We start from the raw sequence: 25,747 nt of genomic DNA, 5'->3' as shown, positions 1-25,747 counted from the left end.
TTTGATCATTTTGACGACCTCAAGCTTAAAGCTGGGGTCGAAATTGCGGCGTTGCCTTGTCATGCAAATCTCCTCGGATGGTGGATTGTCCACCTATCGAGGTGTCCGGGCAAATTAGACCACTACATAGCATGATGGGAATCGCGAAAGTCTGTTTAAGGGATTTTTTAGGGGGAGCCTTAGGTAGTGGATTGAGCGGAGAGACGTGTAATATATTTAGCGAGATAACTGCGGCGCCGTGCATAGCTAATCGCAATCCCGGCGATAGTTTTAAATGCAAACTAGATTGCTTGCAATTTAATTTTGAGCTGTGTAATATTCAAGCCATGGAAACCAGCAAACAGCCAACCGCAAACATCCCGTCCAAGTTGTTCGGGCCGGAAAGTTTGTTGCTGGATAATCAGTTGTGCTTTGCGTTGTATTCAGCATCGCTGACCATGACCAAGATTTACAAGCCGCTGCTGCAAAAACTGGGCCTGACATATCCGCAGTATCTGGTGTTGCTGACCTTGTGGGAGCGCGACGAACTTACCGTGTCGGCCTTGGGCGAGCGTCTGTACCTGGATTCCGGCACGTTGACGCCACTACTCAAGCGTCTGGAAAGCAGTGGATTTTTGCGCCGTCAGCGCGCGTCCCACGATGAGCGCCAGGTAATCGTCAGCTTGACCGCCGCGGGTAAAAATTTGCGTCAGCAAGCGCAGGCGATACCGCAGCAGGTGAGTTGCAGTGCTGAATGTTCGCTGGATGAATTGAATGCCCTGACCAAGGAGTTGCAGCGGCTACGTGCTGCGATGGCTGGCAATATTGCTTAAGTTAAGAATAGGGGCTTGCTTTCGCATTTAAAATAAATTGTGAGCAATATAATTGTGTATAAGTTTTTTCTTATATGACGTTTCATTCTTGCGTCATTTTAATGTTGTATCTATCCGGATCGTCAGTACGGCCGACTGGTCTGATCCAAAGGATTTCCCAAACGGCCAATAAAGGAAATAATCATGTCAGTTGAAAATATCTTGTATACAGCGCAAGCCACAGCAACCGGTGGCCGTGATGGCCGTGCTATCTCGTCCGACAACGTGCTGGACGTTAAATTGACGACCCCGAAAGAATTGGGCGGCGCCGGTGGTGTCGGCACCAATCCTGAGCAATTGTTTGCGGCTGGCTATTCCGCATGCTTCATCGGCGCAATGAAATTTGTCGCCGCGCAAGAAAAAATCACTTTGCCAGCTGACGTGGCGATTACCGGCCTGGTCGGCATCGGCGTGATTCCCGGCGGCTTTGGCATTGCAGTGGAATTGCAAATCTCGTTACCTGGCATGGATGCCGGTGCAGCTGAAGCGCTGGTCAACAAGGCGCACAAGGTTTGCCCATATTCCAACGCTACCCGCGGCAACGTCGACGTTACCCTGACTCTGGTGTAGTTCTGACAAAGCACTTCTGACGTAGCGACAGAGGCGGAAGATGCGCCTCATCCCCAGCCTGGCTTGCCAGGCTTTTTTTTCGCCCGGCTTATTTAGATGCAGGTGGGCTTGATGCGCCAACCCTACGATCCCGTTTGTTTTATTCCGCTTGCACCGGCGTCAATACTTCACGACTGCCATTGGTAGCGACCGAAGAAACAATCCCGGCGGCTTCCATCTGCTCCACCAGGCGGGCTGCGCGATTGTAGCCGACGCGGAATTGCCGTTGTACCGATGAAATCGAGGCACGCCGGGTGCGCACGACGAACGCCACAGCTTCGTCGTACAGCGGATCGGCTTCGACATCCTGGCTGTCGCCGAGCAGGTCTGTGCTGGCGCCCTCGGCAGGCACGCCGGCCAAAATCGCTTCTTCGTATTCGGGCTCGCCAAACTGCTTCAGGTGCTCGACTACCCGATGCACTTCTGCATCCGACACAAAAGCGCCATGAACCCGCTGCGGATAGCCGGATCCTGGCGGCAGGAACAGCATGTCGCCGTGGCCGAGCAGGGCCTCGGCGCCCATCTGGTCGAGGATGGTTCTGGAATCGATTTTCGACGATACCTGGAACGCCACACGGGTCGGGATATTGGCTTTGATCAGCCCGGTGATGACATCCACCGAAGGCCGTTGCGTAGCCAAAATCAAATGAATCCCGGCGGCCCGGGCTTTCTGCGCCAGGCGTGCGATCAGTTCTTCGATCTTCTTGCCAGTCACCATCATCAGATCCGCCAGCTCGTCGATGATCACGACGATCAGCGGCAGGGTAGACAGCGGCTCAGGCGCATCCGGAGTAAGCGAGAACGGATTGCTGACTTTCTTGCCGCGCATTTCGCCATCGCGGATCTTCTGGTTGAATCCAGCCACGTTACGCACCCCGAGTGCCGACATCAGACGGTAACGTTTATCCATCTCGGCCACGCACCAGGTCAGCGCATTGGAGGCCAGTTTCATGTCGGTGACCACCGGCGCCAGCAGATGCGGAATGCCTTCGTATACCGAGAGTTCCAGCATCTTGGGATCGATCATGATCAGGCGTACTTCTTCTGGCGTAGCTTTATACAACAGCGACAGAATCATTGCATTGATGGCCACCGATTTACCGGAACCGGTAGTGCCGGCCACCAGCATATGCGGCGCCCGCGCCAGGTCGGCGACGACCGGGACACCGGTAATATCTTTACCCAAGGCCAGCGTCAGATGCGATGCAGAATCCTGGTAGGCCGGCGACTCCAGTATCTCCGACAAGCGGATCATCTGCCGCTTTGGATTGGGTAGCTCAAGACCCATGCAGGTTTTGCCGGGAATGGTTTCCACCACCCGGATGGAAGTCAGGCCCAATGCGCGCGACAAGTCCTTCATCAGGCCGACGATCTGGCTGCCGCGCACGCCCAGCGCCGGCTCCACCTCGAAGCGTGTAATTACCGGCCCGGCATCGGCGCCCAGTACGGTTACCGGTACTTTGAATTCCTTCAGGCGCTGTTCGATCAGCAAGCCGGTTTCTGCCAGGCGTTCAAGCGGAATATCGATCAGCTCGTTGACGGCAGGATCCAGCAAGTCGAGTCCTGGCAAATCAATGCGTAGTTCGTGCAGCGGACGGAATGAGAAATCAGTTTCGTTATCGTTCGCCGGCAATGCCGGTACTTCGTTTGAAATCGGCGGCTGCAATACAGCTTGCACAACGACGTCTTCCACGTTATCTGCCACGGGACAGGTGGAAATAATCGCAGTTGATGAAACCGGTACCGGGCGAAGCTGCAGGTTTGCCGCGCCTGAATCAGATGTAACTGCTTCCTGACGGATGGCATTGATTGAGGAACCCGGGTTGGCAACGGCAAGCGGCGGTATCGCGGCCGCAGGCGCCGGAGCGGCCATATTTGACACGCTGTCTGGTTCACTCGCAAGCGTTGCTGGCCGGTCTGCAACTGCTTTACCTGCTATCGAAGTGACCGGCGCCGCTGCTATTGACACTGGTATCGGGCGAGTACTGATGGTTGTTGTCTGCGGTGCGCTTCGACTCTGCATACGCTCCGTCTGGCGCATGTGCATCGCGTCTTTGCGGGCTGCACTTGCGTTTCGCGCCTGCTGCGCCATATTTGCGCGCGCGCGCATTGCCGGAGTCGGAATGATCTGTTCAACCGTGGCCCATTCGGCCATGCTTCTGGCGCTGATTTTCACTTCATCCCGCTTAACAGAGGGCGTTTGTTGCTTTTGTTGTCTGCCAGGAATTTCAGGCAGATCGGCGCTTGACGGCAAGCTCCAGGATTTCCTGCTGCGCGGTGGCACCGCAATACTTTCGCGCGATCTTGCTGCTCTGGGCGCGGAATGGGCAGGGGTGACGACGGGCGCTATCCGTTGTTCGCGTGGAGTCTCGGACTGCTGTTTGTTTGCAGGGAAAATACGTTGCAGCAGTGAGTTTTTTGGCACGAGCGATTTCAGCCATTCACTCCCGAACAGCCACGAGAGTGCCAGGGCGCCGAATGCCATCAATGCCAACACACTACCGAAAGTGCCAAGCACGGTCATGAAACCATGTGCGAGCGCGTAGCCAACACGAACGCCGTCGGGCGGTGTAGATGCATGCGTGCGCAGCATGGCTTCCAGTGCACTGCTACTGCAAAGCATCAGGAACGTACCCAGCCACAAGCGGATCGATCCCGGACCACGGAGCGGGTTTATCCCTGACCGGCGCGCTTTAAACACGCGTACAAGCAAAGGGGTAAACCAAAGCAAAGACCATCCGAACCAACTGAAAACTGCTATATGCATACTCAAATTCAACGAAAAATCGATGTCCGGCAATCTGGAGGCTTTTGCTAATCACGATACGGCAGAGACAAGCCCGATCCGCTGCCTGGAACGACGAAGGAAGCCCGACGAGGTTGGCGGGACGTCCTGAAATCAAAGTAGGTGATATTAACCGAAAAAGCCTCAGGCGTTGCGTACCGGGTAACACTCCGAATGCACTAACCCAACCACATTATCTGCACTATGCTGTTGGTATCAATACTGTACTGTAGTGGGCTGTCAGAACCGGGAACATACCTGGGCTGACAAGGACGAGGATATGGGTGAGAGGAACTCATCGCGTATGGCTTCACCCGGAAAACAAGCAATAGCCAGCAGTTGGATCAGCTTCGCGGCAGATCCGGCGCAGAAGGAGCGTTGCCTGGCTCGTTTGCGCGGAGCCGAACTCGGCCCGGACAACCAGCCCTCCGACTGTGCGGCAGGGGGCAAACAGCGCTTTAGCGACGAGCTTGGCATGCCCGAGACGCTAGCCGTAGTGATTGACGTTCTATGCTGGCTGCGTCAGTCGGAAGGAAAAATCAGCGCCCGCAAGCAGGCAATCGACCTGATCGAAGCCATCCCGGTAGGGGCGGATCTCGGCACAGTCTCGCAACGTTACGCCCATTGGCTGCTGCATGATGCGCAATGGGGTATTGCTCAATATTGCACTACGGAACCATTGAGGAGTTTGTCGGCGCGACTTAGAGCATTACATGACAAAGAACTCGCCGGCCTGGCGATTGACGACAGCGAATGGCCGGCGTTTGAACAGGTTACATCTACAGATACCGGCGCTGCAGACGCAGCCGACGACCAGCACATGGAGGATTTGCTTGCCTCTCTCGCCGTTCCGCTGCGCAGGATTGACGTCGAGCAAATGGGAAGGCTGTGCGGCGCCGCGGCGTATTTTGCAGGAGAGAAAGCCCGATCTGATTACTGGACCGACAGCGAACAGCGCCAAATGGATGATTTATATGGCGCATTTTGTGTGAGCACGGAGCAAACCCTGGGCCCGCGCCCACCCCCACAGCAAACCGCAGAATTGAAAGACTGGATCCGGCAAGAGCAGGCTCTGGATGCCGCCTGGGAGAAGCAGATGCGGCAGCAGCAGTTGCAGTTATGGCGGCGTTGGGATGCATGGGGAAAAAAACAGGCTGCGCTGTATGCCGCGTTCAATGGCTCGGCGGTTGACCTTATCTTGTCACTGTTCAAGCGGGCGCCACGCCGGGATGTATTTGCCCCGGGGCAGCAGTTGCATTGAATCGATGCCACGTTTTTGATACCGCGTTTTGCTTACTGACCGGACCGCGTGGCGCGGTCCGGCCTGTCACATTAGTGCGGGAAACTCACCAGGCGCGCTTGTATCGAAGAAGACAAACTGAGATCGAACCGGCCGCCGCTTGGCAAATCTTTGATATCAATTGATGCGTTGCCGTTTTGCAGGCCACTGCCGAGCACGGTCTTGACACCAGCAGGCGAGACGTAGATCACCGACAAGAATGGTTCCAGGACTGCATTCCAGGTGATAGCCAGGCGCCCATTTCGGGTTGCCCAGCTGACCGACGACGCCATCGCCTGGGCATTACCTGCCGTTGTAGCCTGGTTAGTGATTTTCAGGCTTTGCGCTTGCTTGGGTTGCCGCATGACCTGCAACTGCCCGTTGCGTAAAACCTCGATAGACGCAATCTCTCCCGGATTGGGCAAGCTAACCCAAAAGTGGCTGGTTTCATCTGTAGCATCGGCCACGCTGACGGGTTCGAACGGCAGTTTGTAAGTCTGGCCGCTGACCGTATGCAAGCGTAATTCATGGATCGACCTGGCTGTCGCGGTATCGGCTCCCGTCTTGGCAGCGGAGGCAGATGCAGGGCGCAGTAACACACCTTGCGCTGTCAATTCACCCGATATCGTCAGGTAGCCGTCAGGCGCTGGTGCAGATGTTGCTACGCTGGCGGCGGCAGCGAGAACCAGCGGCTGCGGAATGGCGGCGGTGCGCGATTCGGCAAATTGCTGAGCCCGGACGTAACTGAAATCAGAGAACCATGTGCCGCCGCAATAACCCATGACATCTTTCATTTGCGTGTTGCTTGGCGTCAGTGGCGCGCTTAATACGCCTACCTGGGTGTCGCTGTTATAGGGACTGTTGTAGACCGCCAGTGAACTCAGGTCGGCGGTGGTGTTGGGGTAGGCCGGATCCGGATTGGCGGCGCCACCGCATGGAGCATGTTGCAAAGAATGGTTATGCCCCATCTCATGCACCATGATTGCTTGCCACTCGAGCCATTTATTATCAAACGGATCGCCTTGACCCGCGCTGCTAGTCCAATCCAGACCAATTGCAGACACCGCAGAACCGCTACTTTGGGCGGTTACACCTAAATAACCCAGGCCAGCGACAAACGACGGAGGGGTCGGCACGTACATTGGGACAAAACCATAGTAAAAGGCGGTCGGAGCTTCAGTCCTGCGTGCGTTTTCCAGCTGGTCCAAGGCACTTGACCAGTCCATGGTGGCGGTGCTCGTGGCGCCATTGATCACCAGTGGCATGCGTTGCTGTACCACGATATTGCCGCTTGCATAGGGATAGACGCGTGCCAGCGCTGCCTGGACGTCCGACAGTGCCGGTGGCAATACGCCGGTAGCGCTGCCGACCGTAAGCGGCACCAGCACCACGCGCAGACTGGCAGGAGCGCCGACGGTAGGCGATACATCCTGGCTAGCCGGGCTGCTGCTGACGCCAGCCGCCACTCTGATGCTGACTTTGACGCCGGGTTGCACCCAGGCGGCAGGCAAGACTGCATTGAAGCTGTTATTCAGGCTGTAATCGTCTTTTGCGGTGGGCAGATTGGCTGGTCCGCTCATCGTCAGCACGCCTAACGCCGCGCCGGTGCGGCTGTTGGCCAACAAATTTACTACCGGACTCTTGGCGCCGGCAGCCGGTGCGAGAACCGTGGCACGTACCAGGACAGGGCGGCCCGGCGTCAGGCGCAGTGTCGGGTCGGTAGAACTCTTGTCGAACACATGCGCAAAGTCGATGCTGCTGATCCAGAGCCCGACGCTACCGGCGCCATCGATGGTACCGGCATTGACGGCTGCCTGGCCGGGCGCCGTCAGCATCACGGTGCCGCTGGTGCCAAGTCCTACGTTTAGTACGAGCTGGGTAGCGCTGCTGCTGACAATGGTCGCACTCGAATTACCGACTTTGGCGGCAGTGACAGTATTCAGGTTTGTTCCTGTCACCGTCAGTACAACCGTGGCGCCGCTGGTCGTACTGAGCAGTGAGGTGGCCGTTACTGCCGGCACCACGGAAAACGAAGTGGCGCTGCGAACCTCCTGATAGCGATCAACCACGGCCAAGGGGCCGGAAGCGGCGCCGGCCGGAACGGTAAAAGTGACGGCACCGTTCGACGCGCTGGATACGGATGCAATCGTACCGTTGGCGAACAGGACATTGGTTACCGCTGCCAGGCCGCTGCCGCTAATCGTGACGCTGCTGCCAATTATCCCGAGCTGCGGCAGCATTGCCACAATCGATGCTGGCTGATAGCCGTTGATTTGATATGCACTGTTGACCTTAGCGCCGCTTACGATCAGCGTCAGCGTTCCGGAAATCGCCTGGGCCGGCATGGTGAGAGTCACCGAAGTGCTGGAGCTATTAACGATTGTCAGATTGACGCCCGCAATCTGAAAGCCGCTAACCCGATCGAGATTTTTCCCTTGAATAGTGAAGTTGCTGCCGGTGGCAACGTTGGTGGCAGATACGCTCGTCACCAGCGGTGACGGCAAGCTGGATGTAAACGTGGCCACCGACTGCACTGAGAATCCCGAGCCGGACAGTGTGATGACCCCGCTCACCGCCACGGCAGGAATCGTAAGCGCAATTTGGGTATCGCTGATGATCGCGAAAGGGACTGCAACCGAGCCGATGGAAGCCGCGGTTACCTTCTGAAAGCCGGTTCCGGTGACCGTCAGGGTAGCGCCGGCAGATGCGCTCGAGCTCGACAGCGCGCTGATGCTTACTGCGGCCACCGGCACCGGTGCTGCAATCGATGTAGGCGCAGTTCCGGTGCTGTCACCCGATCCGCCGCCACCGCCGCAACCGGACTGGCTCAGGATGGTACTGATTAAAACGAGAGCAAGAAGCTTTTTATTGTTTTTCATTACAGCACGCTGCCTTTGGGCTAAAGAGATAGGACGGTTCGACTTCAAGAGATGTATTGCCTTGCAATAATGCAGGCAAGAAAAATGTTGCATTTTAGAAATTACGGGCGTGATTGTAATTGGTAAAGATGCCCGGCGTAAAGTGCTGCGGACTCCAATGTGTTGCGCTAAGGAAACAGCGGACCTGGCCTTCGGTACGGTATCCGGAGCGTCCAATGGATCGCTTGTGTCGACAGCTGGAATGTCAGGACTTGTGGGTATTCGTCCATTTGCTGACAGTCTTTTTCGGCAAAATCCTGATCGACAAGAAGTTATTTTTCCACCAACGATTGCATTGCAGTACTTCCATTAAGGAAACCAGCATCGGCTAATTGAAACGAAATCCCATGACCAGATCCAACGCCCCCACTTTCAAACGTCCCCACGGCTTCGGGGTGCTGATGCGATTGACGGATGTTGTAGTTTTGGCGGCGGCAGCTCAGCTTGCCAGTTATTTACGTTTCGACAGTCTGCTCCATACGACAGATCACATTCACACGGTCATGCTCTGCCTATGCTGCGCGCTGGCATTTTTCATGTTTCCGCAATCTGGCGTGTATGTCTCGTGGCGCGGCCGGTTTATGTCATCGATGCTAGGTCGTCTTGCTGCTTCGTGGGCGGCAGTCCTGCTGATCGGCCTTCTCTTCAGTTTCCTGTTTCATTATGCGGGCCAGGTATCCCGGCTCTGGCTGTGCTACTGGTATGTGATGGGAACCGTGTTGTTGACCGGGTACCGTGCTGTGGCTTATTTTCTGCTCCGCCGTTTGCGCAGTTACGGATTCAATACCAAACGGGTGATCATTGTCGGTTACGGCCAGACCGGACAGGAAATGCACAAACGCGCCTGGCGGCAGGAACAATCCGGTTATCACGTCGCTGCCATCTACGTCGACGGCCAAGACCATAAGGTGCCCGATCTATCTCCCCTCTCCAATGTCGATCGCATCGAGACGCTGGATGACATCCATGGCTATGCCACGTCAAACCAGATCGACGAAATCTGGATTACCTTGCCTGTCAGCGCCTCGTCTCAGCTGCACGAGTTGCAGTACATGCTGCGCAATACCTTGGTGGATGTGCGATGGGTGCCCGATATGCTGGGACTGCAAATGTTTAGCAGCAGCATGGTCGAATTTCTTGGTCTGCCCACGGTAGATTTGAATCGCCCGGTCTCCGATGGCCTGGGCGGCATGTTCAAGCATCTGCTCGACAAACTGTTTGCAGCCACGGTGTTGATCATGCTGTCGCCATTGTTTCTGGTCATTGCGGCGGGCATCAAATACGCCTCGCCGGGGCCGGTGTTTTTCAAGCAGGCGAGGCTTGGCCTCAACGGCAAGAAATTCATGGTCTACAAATTCAGAAGCATGAAACTGCATCAGGAGCACGGCCAGGTTACTCAGGCCACCCAGCACGATCCACGCATTACCCGTATCGGCCAATTTCTGCGCCGTACCAGCCTGGATGAACTGCCGCAGTTCATCAACGTATTGAAAGGCGATATGTCAGTCGTCGGGCCACGGCCGCACGCGCTGCAGCACAACCAGATGTACGAGGAAATCCTGGAGCTGTACATGGCGCGGCACCGGGTTAAGCCAGGTATCACCGGATGGGCGCAAATCCACGGCCTGCGCGGGGAAACCGATACCGTCGACAAGATGGAAAAGCGGGTTGAGTTCGATCTGCATTACATCCGCAACTGGTCGCTCCTGATGGATCTGCGCATCGTGGTCTGGACCGCTTTCAAGGGATGGACAGGCAAAAATGCTTATTAGCAAAATCCTTCCCCGGCACTGTCTTGATTTCAAAAAATCCAAGGCGTTGCTGCAAATAATTTTTGAGCAGGCAGTCTTCACCCTGACGTTTTTTGCAACCCAGGCTCTGCTCGCACGCCATCTGAGCGTGGCAACGTTCGCCTCGTTCTCCGCGATTTATTCAACCGTGATCCTGCTCAACATCGTTCACGGCAGCACGGTTCTCGATCCATTGCTGGTGTTCGCCAAAGCAAAACGTGCGATCGACCGCAAGTTACTGCTGGTGCTGCATGTGCTGATGACGGCGTCTAGCATATTGGCGGTGATCTATCTGGCATGGATCATCCCCGGCACGTCGCTGTATTTCGTGGGCGCATTGATTCTTGCGGTGGCGGGTTTTGTGGCGTATTGGACGGTGCGGGCGATATCCATTTTGGATAATGCCAGCCTCAAATCGGTCCTCCCCGCTTTGGCGCAGCTAGCCGGCGTTTGCACGGTAATTGCCTTGATGCCTGAGGACGGTCCTTATCAGTTGAGCACATTGCTGCTCGCTATCGGCTTGCCGTTGCTATTGACGAGCGCGCTGATCATCGTCATGGCCAGGAAGAAAGACGATCATTCGTCGCAAGTAGCTGGCGAAAAAATCTCCTGGCTGAGTTTCGGCCTGAACAATTCCCTGAGCCAGATCACGGTCTGGGCCATGACCCATGGCCTGGTGATTTATTACCTGTCCATGCAGGAGTCCGAACTCGCTGCCAGCTTCCGGGTGGTGATGACCTTGGTGCTGCCGGCACAATATCTGAACATCGCGATATCGAACTTCGGTTTGCCGCGGCTGGCACGGCTGGCAGACGAGAAATCCGCGAAGTTTGCGACTATGGCGCGCCTGCTGGTCATGGCTACGCTGGCTTCCGGCCTGGCCTACACGCTGGTACTGTGGTTCTGGGGGCAGTCGCTGACAGGGCTGTTGTTCGGCAATAAATACAGCGGCCTGGATATGCATGACTATTTTCTGCTGCCGGTAATACTGGCGGCGATTCAAGGCATGCGTACCGTACTGAAGGCACTCAAGCTGACCCGCTATGCCAGCTGGTCGATGGCGGGCGGCTTCCTTTGTTTCGTGCTGGCGTTTGTCGCCAATCCGATGGCGTCGGTGAGCACGATGTTCGTTCCGACTGTGTTCGGCCTGGGACTGGCCGTCGTGATCATGTTGTATCAGCTCCGAAAAGGGCTGAAGGTGGCGGCGTTATGAAAATCGTGATTTGCGCGGTTCCATACAGTCCGAATCTGGGCGATGGCGTCATCTATGAAAACATCAGGCAATTGCTGCTGGAACGCGTGCCGAACGCAGACATCAGCGCACTCGATATCGCCGGTCGCGACGATTTTTCCGTGGCCACCGTTTCCAGGAAATCGCTAATTAACAAGGTACCCAAGCTGCTGCAGCCGTCCGCAGTCTGTCTGTATTTCGGCCTGCAATATATATTGCGCTGGCGCCGTAAATGGACGGAGCGGTTGACGGGCGCCAACCTGGTGATGATCGGCGGCGGCCAGCTGCTGCTGGATGTTCACCTTAATTTCCCGGTTAAATTATTCCTGCTGTCGTGCATTCTGAAAAGCATCGGCAAATCCGGCAAGGTTGCTGTGTTCGGTGTTGGCGTATCGCCATCGATGTCGGCTGCGGGAACCTGGCTGCTACGGAGGACCTGGCGCAACCTGGCACCGGTGTATGTCAGCACCCGAGACAGCGCTTCGGCCGAAAACCTGCGACGCATTCTGGCGAGGCCGCTGGATGTCAATGTCATGCCAGATCCGGGCATCTATTCACGACAAACGTATGCAGCTTTCCTGGCGCAGCGCAGCCCGGGCAGCATCCTGGGTATCTGTATTTCCAGTCCGCTTGAGCTGAATCAGTCCGACATGGAAAAACAGGATTACGGCCGGCGGATCGGCGCCTATTTCCTGGAGTTGGTGCGACAAGCTTCCGCATCAGGGTACCGGGTGCATCTGTTTACCAATGGCGCGCCGGAAGACGAGGCGCTCAAGGACAGGCTGGCGGCTGATCTGGGCCCGGGGCAAGTACACAATCTGCCGCGCCCTGTGCTGCCGTCGGAACTGGTTGCCAATATCAGTCGCTGCGATAGCATCATTGCCCACAGGTTGCACGCCAATATCGTCGCCTATTCGCTGGATATCCCCAGTATCGGCTTAAGTTGGGACAGCAAGGTCCAGTCATTTTTTGCGCTGACCGGCCGTGACGATTTTTTCATACGAGAGTCCGTACCCGACGTAGCCGACACGCTCAAGCTGCTGCAGCAGGCGCCGCGCGCTGGCGCAGGCAAGGAAAAGGGGCGCTTGACGCAATTGTTGACGGCGGAAATATCGGCCTTGCTGAACGACTCCGGACTGGCCGCCACGATGCTGTCACGGGAATCGACAGCCGGTACCGGCGCCGCCTAGCCCGTCATGCGTAACGCATATGCGTAACCTGTTCGACAGGCGGATCGCTTCGGAAATCAGGCTCATCAGCTGCGTGCTGATGGTGGCGCTGACCGCGCTCGTCTATCTGTATCAGCGGGCGTTTTTACCGAGTTATTTCTTTACCGACGAAGCCACGATTCTCAATCTGATGCGGTATTCCGATCTGGATTCGCTGACGCAGAATTCCTTTGTCAGCACTGCAACGGTCTTTTCCCTGCTCGGGCCGGCCGGGTCGCAACTGCTGTTGCTGGCTTCTACCTGCATGGTGATTTTTTATGTCGGCAGGAAATCGCTGCGCCTGGCCGATCTGGCGTTTGCCTGCGTCCTGATGCTGCCGTTCGTCATGTTCAACCTGAAACTGTCGAAAGAGACGGTGGTGATCCTAATGAACTTGCTGGCGTGCCTGGTCTGCAGCTGGCGTATCTCGAATCACCGCAAGGTGTTGCTGGTAAGCGCGATCTATTTGATCTACGCATGGCAGTTCCGCAGCTATTACGTGCTGATCGTAGCGACGATGATAGTCATGCACATCGTGTTCAGTACCCAAGGCAAGCTGCGTGTCGCAATTGTGCTGGCTGTTCTGGCTGGCTGCCTGGCGCTGCCGGGAGACTTCTGGAACCAGCTGCAGCAGGCGCGCGATATCGTCAACCTGGACCGGGACGGTTTATCTGACTCCAAGACCATCTTCTCCAATCCGTTTTCTCCGAATGGAATAGCGACGGCTCTTCCGAACGCCGGCTTCGCAGCGCTACGCTTTTATTTTGCGCCCATCTATTCGTTGCGGGTGCAGGAGATATTTCTGTCTTTTACCTTGTTTCTCCTGACCTTCGTTTTGTTCCGGCGTCACAACATCAAACATCCGCTGGCCTTGCTGCTGATCGCCAATTTTTCGATCCAGACTTTCTTCGAACCTGACCTGGGATCGTTTTTCCGGCATCTGAGCGCCTATGCTTTTTGTGTTTTCGGTATTCATTACCTGCAGCCGGTACCGGTGCGCCGAGAAAAATTACGCCGGACCGTAGCGGCGTTTGGATCTTCCAATTTATACCGAAAGACATGAATGCCTGACAGTCTGCAGCAAGGCCGTCCGTTAAACGTATTGAGCGTTGCGGAAACCATTAAAGGCGGCGTCGCCACCTATCTCGACATGCTTGAGCATCTCAGCGACAGTTTCAATTGCCGCTTCACGCACCTGATCCCAGCTTCGCAAGCGGAGCAGATCAGTGCAGAGCGGGTTCATTGCCATCCGTATTCGCGCGACGGCCTGGGGCCGTTCAAGCTGGCGCTTGCCATCGTGCGTCAGGTGCGTCTGCAGCGTCCCGATATCGTCTATGCCCACAGCACTTTCGCAGGCATCGCTCTATGCCTGGCTACACCTTGGCTTGGGCGTAACACTAGAACCATTTATTGCGCCCACGGCTGGGCCAGTTTCCGCGATAGCAGCAAGGGGGTGACCCTGCTTACCAGGGCAATTGAAAAGGTCATGTCTCACATTCCGGATGTGGTCATCGATATTTCCGGCTACGAGCATGAGAATAATCGCAAATTCGGTTTCTCACCCAATTGCATTCTGATCCAGAACACCGTGCTGGACCGGCTGGATCCGCCGCGCAGGAAAAAAAGAGACGACGAGCATTTGCACATACTGTTTGTAGGCAGGCTGGACCACCAGAAGGGTTACGATATTTTGCTGGAAGCCATGCGCAGCCTGCAAAAGAGCCGGCCTGATTATGTTTATCACATTGTCGGTGCGCCTGTGCTGGCTAATCTGCAGTTTGAAAAGCTGGATGCGCCGAACGTGCATTACTACGGCTGGATAGATCAGGCCGATATCAATGCCTACTACGATCTTGCCGACGTGCTGGTAATGCCTTCGCGCTCCGAAGGGTTTGGTCTTACCGCGCTGGAGGCCATGCGCAGCCACGTTCCCGTGATTGCCAGCAATCGTGGAGCGTTGCCGGATATCGTGGAGCATACGGTCAATGGATTGATCTTCAATTGCACGGCCGCCGACCTGGTCGAAAAACTTGAGAGCCTGAGCCGTCACAGCGTGGAACGCTACGCACAGGCCGCACGTGCTTCTTATCGGAAGCGTTTTTCTCCCAGTCAGTTCATTGCCAGTTACCGGCAATTGTTCTCCCGCATGCGGGAATTGCGTTCGTCGTGACCTCTACGAGGGTGGGGGGCGTGGACACGCATGGTCTCGCTTCTTGAACGCAAGCCTTCTGAGCAACTCGGGAATTTTCTTACAGCATTTTGGGAAGTGCCTCCAGATTGGTAGGAGAGTTGTGCTGCGCTCCGCGATTTTTCCGACAGATTAATACAACGATCTGCTTCACACTTGATATCTGATTAACGTACATCGCAAATTTCCGATCGCTTACCGCGTGCATAAGGCGATTAGAGGCATATGAATATCCCGATTAAAAACAACTGTTCAAGCAAAGTTCGCATTGTTGTGGTGGACGCCGACGATGCGTTTCGCAACGCGATCGTGGCCGGCCTGCTTCAGCAGCAGTGCGATGTGTCGGGGGTTCACGATAATATCGCCTTGTATCGAGAGCTAATCGAACGTTCGGTGGATATTGTGATTCTCGATGCCGACAGCGCTGACGGCAGCGGCCTCGCTATTGCATCTCAGCTGCGCGCCATGCAGCGTACCTGCCGTCTCGGCATCGTCATGCTCGCTTCACAGGACAACATGCATATGTGCGTCAAAGGCCTGGAATGCGGTGCAGACGTGTTTCTTGCCAAGCAATCCGGTCATCAGGAAATCCAGGCAAACATACATAGCCTGCAGCGCCGGTTGATTTTGAGTTTGCCGTCCCAGCAGCGCACGCCATGGCGTTTCAGCCGCAGCGAATGGAAACTATTTGCACCGTCAGGCGCCGAAATTCTGTTGACGCGCCTTGAAACGCTGCTGATCGATATCCTTGCAGACGGCCGGGGACAGCCGGTGCGCCGCAAAGACATCATATCGACCGCGCTTGATCAAAATCCTTTGGCCTATGACGAACGCAGGCTTGAGGCGGTAGTCAGCCGCTTGCGAAAGAAGATTACGAAGTTTTACCGGGCATCGCAACCGATCAAGGCTGCGCATTCTATCGGCTATATGTTCGCGGAGTCTATCGAACGGGCATAGCTGGTATCGGCTGGCCGAAAAATAGCTTAACCAGCGTGCTCAATCCGGGTGCATGCCTTGTTTTCATTGGGCATGCATTCTTGGTACTTGTGCCGTACAACGCCACGACACGCTTACTTTATCAAGTTAGAAATTCCATGCATTTTTTTTTAAGAATCCATTTACTGAAAATGGTGATACTGGCGGGATTGATTCCTGCGATTGCGGCCTGTGCGGTTGCTCCTGGCATGCATATGGACAATCTGCATGCGGCTGGCGAAACTGAATCTGCCGTCATGGCCGCGAATTTGAAACAGATCACGCCGGAATTGCTGCAATCTGAAAAAACAATGCGTGAACAGCAACCCGGCCAGGACATCAGCCGGCTGCTGACTGACCCGGAGCCTTACCGCATCGACAGCGGTGATGTTCTTTCTATCCAGGTGTGGGGCCACCCTGAGCTTTCTACTCCTGCGATGTCCGGGCAGGCAACCATCTCTCAGCCTGGCGCTGATAGCGGCAATATTCCAGGCTTTGTAGTCGATCACAGTGGCCTGCTGCAATTTCCTTTTGTCGGTCCTGTCAAGCTTGCGGGCCTGACAGCGTTACAGGCGCGCGACTTGCTGACCAGTAAGCTCGCCCGTTACGTCAAAGCGCCGGATCTTACCTTGCGTGTGCAGGCATACCGCAGCAAACGCGTCTATCTTAATGGTGAAGTGAGAACGCCAGGGGTTGGTGTGATCAACGATATCCCGATGACATTGCCGGAGGCGCTGGATCGCGCCGGCGGCATTTTGCCGAGCGGAGACCGAAGCCAGATCAGCATTCATCGTGCCGGCGTAACTTATCAGGTCAGCTTGCCGCAACTTGTAAAAGAAGGCATCGATCCAAGCAAGGTTTTGCTGGAAAGCGGCGATATCGTCCACGTGCTTTCACGTGACGAGAGCAAGGTTTTTGTGCTGGGCGAGGTAACCCGTCCGAGCACGCTGACATTGCGCAACGGCCGTCTGACGCTGAGCGAAGCGCTCGGCGACGCCGGCGGTCTCAATCCGCTGACCAGCAACGGACGCCAGGTCTACGTGGTGCGCAATGCGGGCAACGCGGGGAGCACGGAGCCCGTTGTGTACCACCTTGACGCGCGCTCTCCTACTGCCTTTGCCCTGGCAGAGAATTTCGAGCTGGCGGCCAGGGACGTGGTCTATGTCGATGCCGCGCCGCTTGCCACGTGGTCTCGCGTCATCAGCCTGATACTGCCAAGCGCACAGTCTGTCACGAGCGCTGTGCAGGCTGGAAAATGATAGCTGGCACTTTGGTCGATCGTATCGATCACATCAAATAAGAGAAACAGTTGAAATAAACACCGCTATGAGCCAACACACTTCACCACCAGCCTCCGCCAGCATGCCAGATGACGATAAGATCGACCTGGCAACTTGCCTGGACGTCTTGTTCGATCATCGCTGGCTGATCGTCAACGTTACCATGGCTATCACGCTGTTGGGCTGCGCATATGCGTTTCTGGCCAAACCGGTTTACCGAGCCAACATCCTGATCCAGGTTGAAGACAGTCCGGGTTCGTCAAAAAACATATTGGGGGAAATGGGTTCTCTGTTCGATCTTAAAACAGCCGCGATAACGGAAATAGAGATTATCCGCTCGCGGTTTGTCGTCTCGCATGCAGTGGACAATCTGCGACTGTATATCAATGCCGTTCCAAAATATTTTCCCGTCGTTGGCGCATGGCTCGCTAGCCGCAATGGTGAAATGTCTACCCCCGGGTTATTCGGCTACGGTGGTTATGCCTGGGGTGCGGAACAGATTGATGTTGCCGTCTTCAACGTGCCGGAGGCATTGGAGGATCGCGAATTCATCCTGACAGTGGGAAGCGATAGCCGATTCCGCATAAATCAAAAATCCGAGGGGATCGAGTTTCATGGTGAAACCGGGGTCATGCTGCGTAGCAAGACAGCGAAGGGCGATATAGAACTCCGTATCACAAGCCTGGGAGCCAGGCCGGGGGCGCAGTTCTTACTGAGCCGGACGTCACGACTTGCTACCATCGAAAAACTGCAGCGGAATATGGTGGTCGTGGAAAAAGGGCGGCAGTCCGACATCATCAATGCTGAGCTTGAGGGCACCGAGCCTGAAATGATCAGCGCTATCCTCAATCAGATCGGTACAGAATACGTGCGCCAGAATCTGGAGCGGAAGTCTGAAGAGGCGGAAAAATCCCTGGTGTTTTTAGATCAGCAGCTGCCAGACATCAAACAGCAGCTGGAACGTTCAGAGACCAAATACAACCAGTTCCGTAACAGTACCGGCATCATCGACCTGGGCGAGGAAGCTAAAGTGCTGCTGCAGCAATCTGTCGCCGCCCAGCTCAAGCGGAGTGAGTTGACGCAAAAGAGAGAAGAACTGTCCATGCGTTTCACCAACGCGCATCCGGATATGATCGGACTCGAAAAACAGCTGCAAGAGATCAACAGGGAAATACAGGTAATTACCACGCAAATAAAAAAGCTACCCCTGGTAGAACAAGACGTGGTGCGCCTGGCGCGCGACGTCAAGGTTAACACTGATCTGTACACGTCTCTTTTGAACGTTACGCAGCAGCTGCGCCTGCTGAAGGCCGGCAAGGTTGGAACCGTCCGCCTGGTGGATACAGCCGCAGTGCCAGAAGAACCAATCAAGCCAAGGCGTTCCATCGTGATCGCAGTTGCGCTGCTGTTGGGCCTGTTCCTCGGCGTGGTCAGCGCATGGATCAAGAAATCGCTGTTTGGCGGTATCGACAACGCGCATGAAATCGAGCAAGCGCTCGGCCTGCCGGTCTATGCATCTATCCCGCACAGCAAAAAGCAAGAGGAGTTGTACGCGCGGGTCCGTGCGAAGCTGCCGTTCTCGTTGACACTGGCTAAAAATGCGCCGGCTGACAGCGCGATAGAGGGCCTGCGTAGTCTCCGTACAGCGCTGCATTTTTCAATGCAGGAGGCAAAGAACAACATCATATTGATCACCGGTGCAACGCCAAACCTGGGGAAGTCGTTTATTTCAGTTAACTTCATGGCAGTGCTGGGAGCGGGCGGCAAGAAGGTATTGCTGATCGATGCTGATTTCCGTAAAGGCTATTTGCACCAGTATTTCGGCTTGGACAGGGGGAACGGTTTGTCGGATTTGATTGCGGGGGCCATGTCCTTTGAGCAGGTGGTACATGAAGGAGTGACGGAGAACGTTGATTTCATTTCCACCGGAAACCTGCCGCCCAATGCGTCTGAATTGCTGTTGCACGAGAATCTCGGCAAATTGCTCACAACCCTTGAGGACAGTTATGACTATGTGCTGATCGACACGCCACCGATACTCGCGGTATCCGATACGTTGACTGTTGGACCGCACGCCGGGACTATCTTGATGGTTGCACGGGCTGGTATCAGCACTGCCGGCGACATCAGAGAGTCGATGAAACGTCTCGATCAGGCCGGCATGTCAGTTAAAGGTATCGTGCTCAATGATGTGAAAGCACGGCCGGGCGGTTATAACTCCAAATTCGGCGGATACCGGCATACAGAATACGCATATTAAAAACGACTGGTGGAGTCTGGAATGGAGCGGTGAACGAAGTCGGAAATAAAAAAGGGCTACAGACAAAATCTGTAACCCTTTGATATTGCTGCATATTACTGGCGGCCCCCCCCAGAGTCGAACTGGGCACCAACGGATTATGAGTCCCTCTTATCGAGTGCCAAAGAAGAACAATGTCTTACTATACAAGAGGCTAGGTACGATCAAGTCACATTAGTCGGACGTTATATCACTACGCTGTTGAACCTTCGTCGAACCATTTGAACAACGCGTAGAGGGCAGCAAACGCTTTATATTCCAAGCGATCGCCGGTTTCTATAATGCGCTAAGTCAAAGACTTCTGAGGCTTTTTCATCTGGTTCTGGTAATTCAGGAGAGATAGACTTTGGAAGAAAATGCTTCGCAATCCCCATCTTCATATGAAGCTGACGTGCCACATCCTCGTGAGTCATGCCGAATGCATTTGACATCACCTCCAGCGAATTGCGGATAAGCTCCGGTTCTTCGTAAGCGATAACGTCATCATATTCCTCAGTTGTCGCCTCTCCATTACGACGCAATCCAAAAATTATGCCACTCTTGTATTGGCTCTCCGTGATCAAATCTAGCTGTCTTGCACGATAAAGAATGGCGGCTTTACTCACCTTCCATCGGAGTTTCATCTGCGCAATTCCAGGCCAATTTAGTCGGGACCCTCGCATTGCTGGAAACTCTTTAACGAATGAACTCCGCGGTAACAAGAATGCCCCAGCAAATCGATTGGCCTCCGACTCTGTTAATCGATCACCAGTTGTTTTCCCCTCATGCAAAATAAAATGCCCGACTTCGTGAGCTAAGTCAAAGCGCACTCGACACGCGGAACCCTTAGCGTTATTAGTTACGATAACAGGACGGGCCGACGAAAACGACAGAGCGTCAACCTCGTGAGAGACATCGTGGAAACTAGTAACGACAGCGCCAGCATGTTCGGCAACTCGAACCATGTTATCGATCGGTCCAAAACCGAGTCCCCATTCCGTTCGGCACTTCTCAGCCGCACGCTCAATATCAGCAGGAGTAGTTGCCTCAAATGAGGGAAAAGAACAATCTGGTAGTCGGAGTTTGCTATCTATGTAAGCAACATATCGCCTAAATAACTCTCCCTTTGCAAGTGCGGATTGCTTACTTGCTACCTTCGTTGTGGCTTTTTTCCTAAAATGATATGCATCCTCAACAACCATTATTCCCGCTGATTGAAAAAAGAACTCGGGATAGACCTCCAAAAAATTAGCGAGATTTTCCGACAATTCCTGAGTTGGAACATCACGGCCAGCCTCCAGGCGATGAATAAACTGGCGTGACTTTCCAACCGCCTCAGCAACATCGTTGAGCGTGTAATTGTGGCAACTTCTCGCTAACCTAAGATTCGTACCGTTGAAGACTGGCCCCGAATTCTTACTTTCTATCACCTGCATCTTTTTCCTCTGTTTCCGTGCGCGGCAATTCTACAGGCGCAGGACCAATCTTCACAGGGTTGGTGTTAACGTCATCGACTGAGTGCATGATTGGGAACTGACCATATCGCCATTCAAACACCGGGATCTCTTGAGCGTTATAGCCAATGAAATAGATCTCTGGCTCATCGTCTTCTTGCACTGCTTTTTCTACGATAAAGCGGAAAATTACCGGCGTTTCGTCGTCGGCAGCAAACAGCTGGTCAGAATCATTGCGACGCCAAAATCCCTTTTTCTTCGGAGATTCATGGTCATCGCGGAAAAATCGGAATGGAATCCCTTCAATTTCCAATGTCACATCCATAGCTGGATTGACGATCTTCAACCAAGAAAAATCTCCTGACAACGCCATATTAATTAAACGCTGGCGAGAGCGACTGAAGGTCAATGCGCCTCGACCGTAATTACAATCATCTTCGGTAGAGAGCACCTCTTGGACACCGTAGTACACCTCCAAGAATGCTTTTGAAATTGTATTGAGGCGCAGCTCAGTTAACGCTGGCTTTAAATCCCATGGTTGTATCGATCGCACAGAAACCTCTTTTCCGCAAAATGACGAATTTGTCAACTGCGATGTTGGTGCTTTTTCTTAAGTTTGTCAACTGATTTCAACGCAAATAAAATTCTCAACATCAACCCAGCAAGTTTCAGCTTGCGGACCGCCAAATTCGACATGGTGGGGCGTCATGGTGGTCAGCTTTGCATTGAGGCTTGGCGATAGAAAGCAATAATAAGAATAATATTCTTATTATTCTTACCGGGAATAAAGTGATAACTTAAAACTCCTGCAGAATGGTTTTATGAAAGCGCTCGCAGATTCCATTAGTCTGCGGATGTCGAACCTTCGTCTTGGTGTGCTCAATGTCATTGAGGGCTAGATAGAGCTGGTAATCATGGGCTTCCGGCCTGCCACAATATTCGGTACCACGGTCGGTCAGCACGCGGATCAAGCCCATTTCCTGTTCTGCCAGGAACGGCAACACCCGGTCATTCAACAGATCGGCGGCGGTGATTGGCGTCTTCGTTGTATAGAGCTTGGCCGCTGCCCACTTCGAATACGTATCAACGAAGGTCTGCTGGTAGATGCGCCCCACGCCCTTGATGGTGCCGACATAGAAGGTGTCCTGGCTGCCAAGATAGCCAGGATGGGCCGTCTCGATCTCTCCGTGCGCCACGTCGTCTTCCAGTTTCTTCTCCAGCGCGGCGACCTGCGCTTCGGTCAGAACCTCGCCAGTTTCGGCAACGTGCCGCTCCAGCGCTGAAAGACGCTTCTTGAACGATTCCAAGTCGCGCTGTAGCGAGACAGAACGTACACCGGATGGGGAAACAAAAACACCACGCTTACGCAGTTCGTTCGATACACGAACTTGGCCGAATGCCGGCTGTTCCAGGGCGAATTGAACTACGGCCACTTCAGTGGCTTCTTCAACGCGATTTCTGAGATTGGGCTTTCTACGGTTGGCGTCAATCAGGGCATCCACACCACCTGTTTCTACTGCCGTTTGATAGCGATAAAACGTGTCGCGGGAAAATTCCATCACCTTGCAGGCGCGAGACACGTTTCCAAGTTCTGCTGCAAGATTGAGCAGGCCGACCTTGTGCTTGATGACATTCTGAGGAACACTACGCATGGGGTTACTCCTTGGCGCTTACGCGCGGTTTAATAAAGATTCGCACCTCTATCAAACCGGGTAACCCCACCCTTTGGCAAGGCCTTACTGTCCGATCAAGTCGGAACTACCACACGTAAAGATCGCGAAATTGATATTGCCCAAAGGGCAGTTGACTCATGTGCTTCGGCATACATTTGCCAGCTACTTTATTATGAACGGTGGCAATATTTTCGCTTTGCAGAAAATCTTGGGGCACCATAGTTTGACGATGACGATACGCTCATCTTTCGCCGGATCATTTGCAAGAGACAAAACGTCTGAATCCGTTGGCGCAACTAAATCTCTGTTGACCCTTCGTTGGACCTATAGAAATGACAAAGGGCTACGTGTAAACGTAACCCTTTGTTTTATATGGTGGGCCCCCCCAGAGTCGAACTGGGCACCAACGGATTATGAGTCCGCTGCTCTAACCAAGCATGAGCTAGGGGCCCAATTCCTCAGGGCGCTGTAGTTGCCGTGCTTACGGCGTCTGCAGAAGACATATCCGCTTAACCGCACTACAGCATCTTAAAATCAATCCCGTATTATAGAAAAATACCTGAATGAACGGTAGTTGAATTATCGCGAATCATCCAAAAAACATTCAAAAAACACTGAATGATTCACGAATAATCTTAATTACCTTCGAGGAAGCTCTTCAGCTTGTCGGAACGCGATGGATGGCGCAGCTTGCGCAGCGCTTTGGCTTCTATTTGACGAATCCGCTCACGTGTCACGTCGAATTGCTTGCCGACTTCTTCCAATGTGTGGTCGGTCGACATTTCAATCCCGAAGCGCATCCGCAATACCTTCGCTTCACGTGGGGTCAGCGAGTCAAGGATATCTTTCACCACACCGCGCATCGATGCATGCAAAGCCGCATCCGCCGGCGCCAGCGTGTTGTTATCCTCGATGAAATCACCGAGATGGGAATCATCGTCGTCGCCGATCGGTGTTTCCATCGAAATCGGTTCTTTGGCGATCTTCATGATCTTGCGGATTTTATCTTCCGGCATTTCCATCTTGATCGCGAGAGTCGCCGGATCCGGCTCGGCGCCGGTTTCCTGCAGGATCTGACGCGAGATGCGGTTCATCTTGTTGATCGTTTCGATCATGTGCACCGGAATACGGATGGTGCGGGCCTGATCGGCGATCGAACGGGTGATGGCCTGACGGATCCACCAGGTTGCATAGGTCGAGAATTTATAGCCGCGGCGATATTCGAACTTGTCGACTGCTTTCATCAAGCCGATATTGCCTTCCTGGATCAGATCCAGGAATTGCAGCCCGCGGTTGGTATATTTTTTCGCGATCGAGATCACCAGCCGCAAGTTGGCTTCGGTCATCTCGCGCTTGGCCATCCGGGCTTTCCTCTCGCCGGCGCCCATCTTCTTGTTGATGCCACGCAGATCCGGCAACGGCAACACGACGCGTGCTTGCAAATCGATCAGGCGCTGCTGCAACTCTTTCACTGCAGGTACGTTACGGCCGAGCACGGTGCTGTATGCATGGTTGCCGTTGACTTCACCGTCGACCCAGTCAAGATTGGTTTCGTTGCCAGGGAAAACCTTGATGAAATGCGGGCGCGGCATGCCGCACTTGTTCACCGCGACATCAAGGATCTGACGTTCGATCTGACGCACTTCATCGACCTGGCCGCGCAGGGTGTCGCACAATTTTTCGACGACTTTGGCAGTAAAGCGAATCCCCAGTAATTCATTCGAGATGATTTCCTGTGCTTTGACGTAAGGCTTCGAGTTGTAACCCTCTTTTTCGAAAGCCTTGCGCATCTTGTCGAATTGGGTCGAGATGGTCTCGAACTTGCCGAGTGCATCGCGTTTCAATTGTTCAAGTTGTTCGGCCGAGAAGCCGGCAGCGCCAGAGGTTGAGCTGGCGTCATCTTCTTCCTCGGCTTCTTCTTCCTCTTCTTCGTCTTCTTCGCTGTCGTCGTCGGTGGCAGCTACTGCTGCACTGGCGGTTGCGGCTTCGTCAGTCTGGTTAGGGTCGACCAGGCCATCGACGATTTCGTCAATCTTGATCTCGTCCTTGCCGATCTTGTCGGCAGCCAGCAAAATCTCGGCGATGGTTGTCGGGCAGGCGGAAATCGCCTGGATCATGTCCTTCAAGCCGTCTTCGATACGCTTGGCGATTTCGATTTCGCCTTCGCGCGTCAGCAGTTCGACCGAACCCATTTCACGCATGTACATGCGGACCGGATCGGTGGTGCGGCCGAAGTCTGAATCGACGGTAGACAGCGCAGCTTCTGCCGCTGCCTCTGCATCGTCGTCGCTGGCGACGGTGGCAACGTTATCGGACAGCAGCAAAGTCTCTGCGTCTGGCGCTTGTTCGGAAACGGCGATACCCATGTCGCTGAAAGTACCGATGATGCCTTCGATGGCTTCCGGATCGATAATGTTTTCAGGCAGGTGATCGTTGATTTCGGCGAAGGTCAGGAAGCCGCGCTCTTTACCCATCTTGATCAGGGTCTTGAGCTTTTGACGGCGGGCTTCGAGTTCTTCTTCGCTAGCTTCGGTATCGGACGAGAAGGCGTCTTTCAGCAATGCCTTTTCCTTGGCTTTGCGATCTTTCGCCTTGGCCTTGTCGACCGCTTTCAGTTCAGCGCGCTCGACGGCATTGAGTGCCGCGACTTCGTCGTTTTCCGGCTGGAATTCTTTTGGCTTGCGGCCACGACGTCCCGGTACCTTCACCGACGGCAAGATATAGCCGGAAGTATCAATCGCCGCCAAAGTTGCGGCATCCGTGGTTTGACTTACGCCTGATCCAATCATCACGCTGACGTCGGCTTTAACTGGAGCTGCCGCTGCGTTTTTGGATGATTTGACGACTTTGAGTTGTGGTTTCTTGTTTGTCACAGGGGCTTTCGATTTCACAGATACTGGTTTTGCAACAGCTCTTGATGCATTCGTGGTCGTTGCAGTTGCTTTAGAAACTACCTTCTTGCTAACGGGCTTCACTGCCGTTTTGGGTGAAGCTGCCGTCTTTTTAACGGTGGATTTCGCGCTTGAGGAAGAGCTGCTTGTTTTGGCCTTGGCCGCTGCCGGCTTCGCATTTTTTACAGAAAGTGTCAGGGGTTTCGCTGGTCTCTTCATTGCATTCGCCATGGAATCAAATACCAATTGGTTACACTGATTTGCGTGCAGCAGCTGCCTGTACTCTGTCCGTTGAATTTTGATAAGCCTGAATCGCTGACAGAATCACCTGAGCGCC

At 54.3% G+C, this 25,747-nt stretch carries 18 protein-coding genes, 1 tRNA gene and 1 pseudogene; 13 read left to right on the top strand and 7 right to left on the bottom strand.

Translation table 11 applies throughout. The features are described from left to right. The first annotated feature begins 326 nt into the window (after positions 1–326). Both KHU29_RS07410 and KHU29_RS07405 read left to right on the top strand, forming a co-directional pair. Positions 327–812, top strand: a complete 486-nt coding sequence (locus KHU29_RS07410; protein ID WP_211452192.1) for a MarR family winged helix-turn-helix transcriptional regulator — start codon at positions 327–329, stop codon at positions 810–812. 183 nt (positions 813–995) lie between these two features. Further along, positions 996–1,421, top strand: a complete 426-nt coding sequence (locus tag KHU29_RS07405; protein WP_092413763.1) for an organic hydroperoxide resistance protein — start codon at positions 996–998, stop codon at positions 1,419–1,421. A 139-nt stretch (positions 1,422–1,560) separates the two neighbouring features. On the opposite strand, the gene KHU29_RS07400 is transcribed toward KHU29_RS07405, so the two are convergent. After that, positions 1,561–4,227 carry an FtsK/SpoIIIE family DNA translocase gene (locus KHU29_RS07400; RefSeq protein WP_211452191.1) on the bottom strand — a complete coding sequence of 889 codons (2,667 nt, stop codon included), beginning with the start codon at positions 4,225–4,227 and terminating at the stop codon, positions 1,561–1,563. Between the two features lie 322 nt (positions 4,228–4,549). Here KHU29_RS07400 and KHU29_RS07395 point away from each other — a divergent pair, with 322 nt between their 5' ends. Then, positions 4,550–5,506, top strand: a complete 957-nt coding sequence (locus tag KHU29_RS07395; protein ID WP_211452190.1) for a hypothetical protein — start codon at positions 4,550–4,552, stop codon at positions 5,504–5,506. A gap of 71 nt (positions 5,507–5,577) precedes the next feature. Here KHU29_RS07395 and KHU29_RS07390 read toward each other — a convergent pair whose 3' ends face one another. Next, positions 5,578–8,403, bottom strand: coding sequence for an IPT/TIG domain-containing protein (locus tag KHU29_RS07390; RefSeq protein ID WP_211452189.1), 2,826 nt, complete (start codon positions 8,401–8,403; stop codon positions 5,578–5,580). 215 nt (positions 8,404–8,618) lie between these two features. On the opposite strand from KHU29_RS07390, the gene KHU29_RS07385 reads away from it, so the two are divergent. The 9 genes from KHU29_RS07385 (at position 8,619) to KHU29_RS07345 (ending at position 19,374) form a co-directional block, all read left to right on the top strand. Continuing rightward, positions 8,619–8,774: a hypothetical protein gene (locus KHU29_RS07385; protein ID WP_211452188.1), complete on the top strand. Its 156-nt coding sequence runs from the start codon at positions 8,619–8,621 to the stop codon at positions 8,772–8,774. A gap of 15 nt (positions 8,775–8,789) precedes the next feature. Then, the gene (locus tag KHU29_RS07380; RefSeq protein WP_281416087.1) at positions 8,790–10,214 is read left to right on the top strand and encodes an undecaprenyl-phosphate glucose phosphotransferase; all 1,425 of its coding nucleotides are present in this window, start codon (positions 8,790–8,792) and stop codon (positions 10,212–10,214) included. Next, on the top strand, positions 10,204–11,445 hold the full coding sequence (locus tag KHU29_RS07375; protein WP_211452187.1) for a hypothetical protein: 1,242 nt from the start codon (positions 10,204–10,206) through the stop codon (positions 11,443–11,445). The genes KHU29_RS07380 and KHU29_RS07375 overlap by 11 nt, the downstream gene beginning before the upstream one ends. After that, positions 11,442–12,653, top strand: a complete 1,212-nt coding sequence (locus KHU29_RS07370; protein WP_211452186.1) for a polysaccharide pyruvyl transferase family protein — start codon at positions 11,442–11,444, stop codon at positions 12,651–12,653. Before KHU29_RS07375 ends, KHU29_RS07370 begins: the two co-directional genes overlap by 4 nt. A 19-nt stretch (positions 12,654–12,672) precedes the next feature. Continuing rightward, the gene (locus KHU29_RS07365; RefSeq protein WP_211452185.1) at positions 12,673–13,734 is read left to right on the top strand and encodes a hypothetical protein; all 1,062 of its coding nucleotides are present in this window, start codon (positions 12,673–12,675) and stop codon (positions 13,732–13,734) included. Further along, positions 13,735–14,841, top strand: a complete 1,107-nt coding sequence (locus tag KHU29_RS07360) for a glycosyltransferase (protein ID WP_211452184.1) — start codon at positions 13,735–13,737, stop codon at positions 14,839–14,841. A 243-nt stretch (positions 14,842–15,084) separates the two neighbouring features. Further along, positions 15,085–15,816, top strand: a complete 732-nt coding sequence (locus KHU29_RS07355; protein ID WP_211452183.1) for a response regulator transcription factor — start codon at positions 15,085–15,087, stop codon at positions 15,814–15,816. Between the two features lie 137 nt (positions 15,817–15,953). Further along, positions 15,954–17,093 (top strand): polysaccharide biosynthesis/export family protein, encoded by a 1,140-nt coding sequence (locus KHU29_RS07350; protein WP_211452182.1) that lies wholly within the window; start codon positions 15,954–15,956, stop codon positions 17,091–17,093. A 67-nt stretch (positions 17,094–17,160) separates the two neighbouring features. Beyond that, positions 17,161–19,374: a polysaccharide biosynthesis tyrosine autokinase gene (locus tag KHU29_RS07345; RefSeq protein WP_211452181.1), complete on the top strand. Its 2,214-nt coding sequence runs from the start codon at positions 17,161–17,163 to the stop codon at positions 19,372–19,374. 290 nt (positions 19,375–19,664) lie between these two features. On the opposite strand, the gene KHU29_RS07340 is transcribed toward KHU29_RS07345, so the two are convergent. The 5 genes and pseudogenes from KHU29_RS07340 to rpoD all read right to left on the bottom strand — a co-directional run bounded on the left by KHU29_RS07340 (position 19,665) and on the right by rpoD (position 25,392). Then, positions 19,665–20,828, bottom strand: coding sequence for an XRE family transcriptional regulator (locus tag KHU29_RS07340; protein ID WP_211452180.1), 1,164 nt, complete (start codon positions 20,826–20,828; stop codon positions 19,665–19,667). After that, a complete protein-coding gene (locus tag KHU29_RS07335; protein ID WP_211452179.1) occupies positions 20,809–21,399 on the bottom strand; it encodes a hypothetical protein in 591 nt (196 codons plus the stop codon). Before KHU29_RS07335 ends, KHU29_RS07340 begins: the two co-directional genes overlap by 20 nt. Positions 21,400–21,646: 247 nt before the next feature. Beyond that, positions 21,647–22,498: pseudogene (locus tag KHU29_RS07330) on the bottom strand (helix-turn-helix domain-containing protein); the annotation flags it as partial. 394 nt (positions 22,499–22,892) lie between these two features. Next, positions 22,893–22,971: transfer RNA gene (locus KHU29_RS07320), tRNA-Ile, on the bottom strand. Between the two features lie 183 nt (positions 22,972–23,154). Continuing rightward, positions 23,155–25,392 carry an RNA polymerase sigma factor RpoD gene (gene rpoD, locus KHU29_RS07315; protein ID WP_343216035.1) on the bottom strand — a complete coding sequence of 746 codons (2,238 nt, stop codon included), beginning with the start codon at positions 25,390–25,392 and terminating at the stop codon, positions 23,155–23,157. Here rpoD and KHU29_RS22145 point away from each other — a divergent pair. Next, the gene (locus KHU29_RS22145) at positions 25,349–25,669 is read left to right on the top strand and encodes a hypothetical protein (protein ID WP_246541651.1); all 321 of its coding nucleotides are present in this window, start codon (positions 25,349–25,351) and stop codon (positions 25,667–25,669) included. The genes rpoD and KHU29_RS22145 overlap by 44 nt on opposite strands. Positions 25,670–25,747: the final 78 nt, after the last annotated feature.

The organism is Collimonas antrihumi (assembly GCF_018304965.1).
Lineage (GTDB): Bacteria > Pseudomonadota > Gammaproteobacteria > Burkholderiales > Burkholderiaceae_D > Collimonas > Collimonas antrihumi.
The sequence above is the reverse complement of the archived record's forward strand: the minus strand, read 5'-3'. Positions and strand labels throughout refer to the sequence as shown.

What these genes read in the sequence shown, in the direction of transcription:
- KHU29_RS07410 (WP_211452192.1), top strand. Translation starts at nt 327, where the DNA reads ATGGAAACCAGCAAACAGCCAACCGCAAACATCCCGTCCAAGTTGTTC.
- KHU29_RS07405 (WP_092413763.1), top strand. Translation starts at nt 996, where the DNA reads ATGTCAGTTGAAAATATCTTGTATACAGCGCAAGCCACAGCAACCGGT.
- KHU29_RS07400 (WP_211452191.1), bottom strand. Translation starts at nt 4,227, where the DNA reads ATGCATATAGCAGTTTTCAGTTGGTTCGGATGGTCTTTGCTTTGGTTT.
- KHU29_RS07395 (WP_211452190.1), top strand. Translation starts at nt 4,550, where the DNA reads ATGGCTTCACCCGGAAAACAAGCAATAGCCAGCAGTTGGATCAGCTTC.
- KHU29_RS07390 (WP_211452189.1), bottom strand. Translation starts at nt 8,403, where the DNA reads ATGAAAAACAATAAAAAGCTTCTTGCTCTCGTTTTAATCAGTACCATC.
- KHU29_RS07385 (WP_211452188.1), top strand. Translation starts at nt 8,619, where the DNA reads ATGGATCGCTTGTGTCGACAGCTGGAATGTCAGGACTTGTGGGTATTC.
- KHU29_RS07380 (WP_281416087.1), top strand. Translation starts at nt 8,790, where the DNA reads ATGACCAGATCCAACGCCCCCACTTTCAAACGTCCCCACGGCTTCGGG.
- KHU29_RS07375 (WP_211452187.1), top strand. Translation starts at nt 10,204, where the DNA reads ATGCTTATTAGCAAAATCCTTCCCCGGCACTGTCTTGATTTCAAAAAA.
- KHU29_RS07370 (WP_211452186.1), top strand. Translation starts at nt 11,442, where the DNA reads ATGAAAATCGTGATTTGCGCGGTTCCATACAGTCCGAATCTGGGCGAT.
- KHU29_RS07365 (WP_211452185.1), top strand. Translation starts at nt 12,673, where the DNA reads ATGCGTAACCTGTTCGACAGGCGGATCGCTTCGGAAATCAGGCTCATC.
- KHU29_RS07360 (WP_211452184.1), top strand. Translation starts at nt 13,735, where the DNA reads ATGCCTGACAGTCTGCAGCAAGGCCGTCCGTTAAACGTATTGAGCGTT.
- KHU29_RS07355 (WP_211452183.1), top strand. Translation starts at nt 15,085, where the DNA reads ATGAATATCCCGATTAAAAACAACTGTTCAAGCAAAGTTCGCATTGTT.
- KHU29_RS07350 (WP_211452182.1), top strand. Translation starts at nt 15,954, where the DNA reads ATGCATTTTTTTTTAAGAATCCATTTACTGAAAATGGTGATACTGGCG.
- KHU29_RS07345 (WP_211452181.1), top strand. Translation starts at nt 17,161, where the DNA reads ATGAGCCAACACACTTCACCACCAGCCTCCGCCAGCATGCCAGATGAC.
- KHU29_RS07340 (WP_211452180.1), bottom strand. Translation starts at nt 20,828, where the DNA reads ATGCAGGTGATAGAAAGTAAGAATTCGGGGCCAGTCTTCAACGGTACG.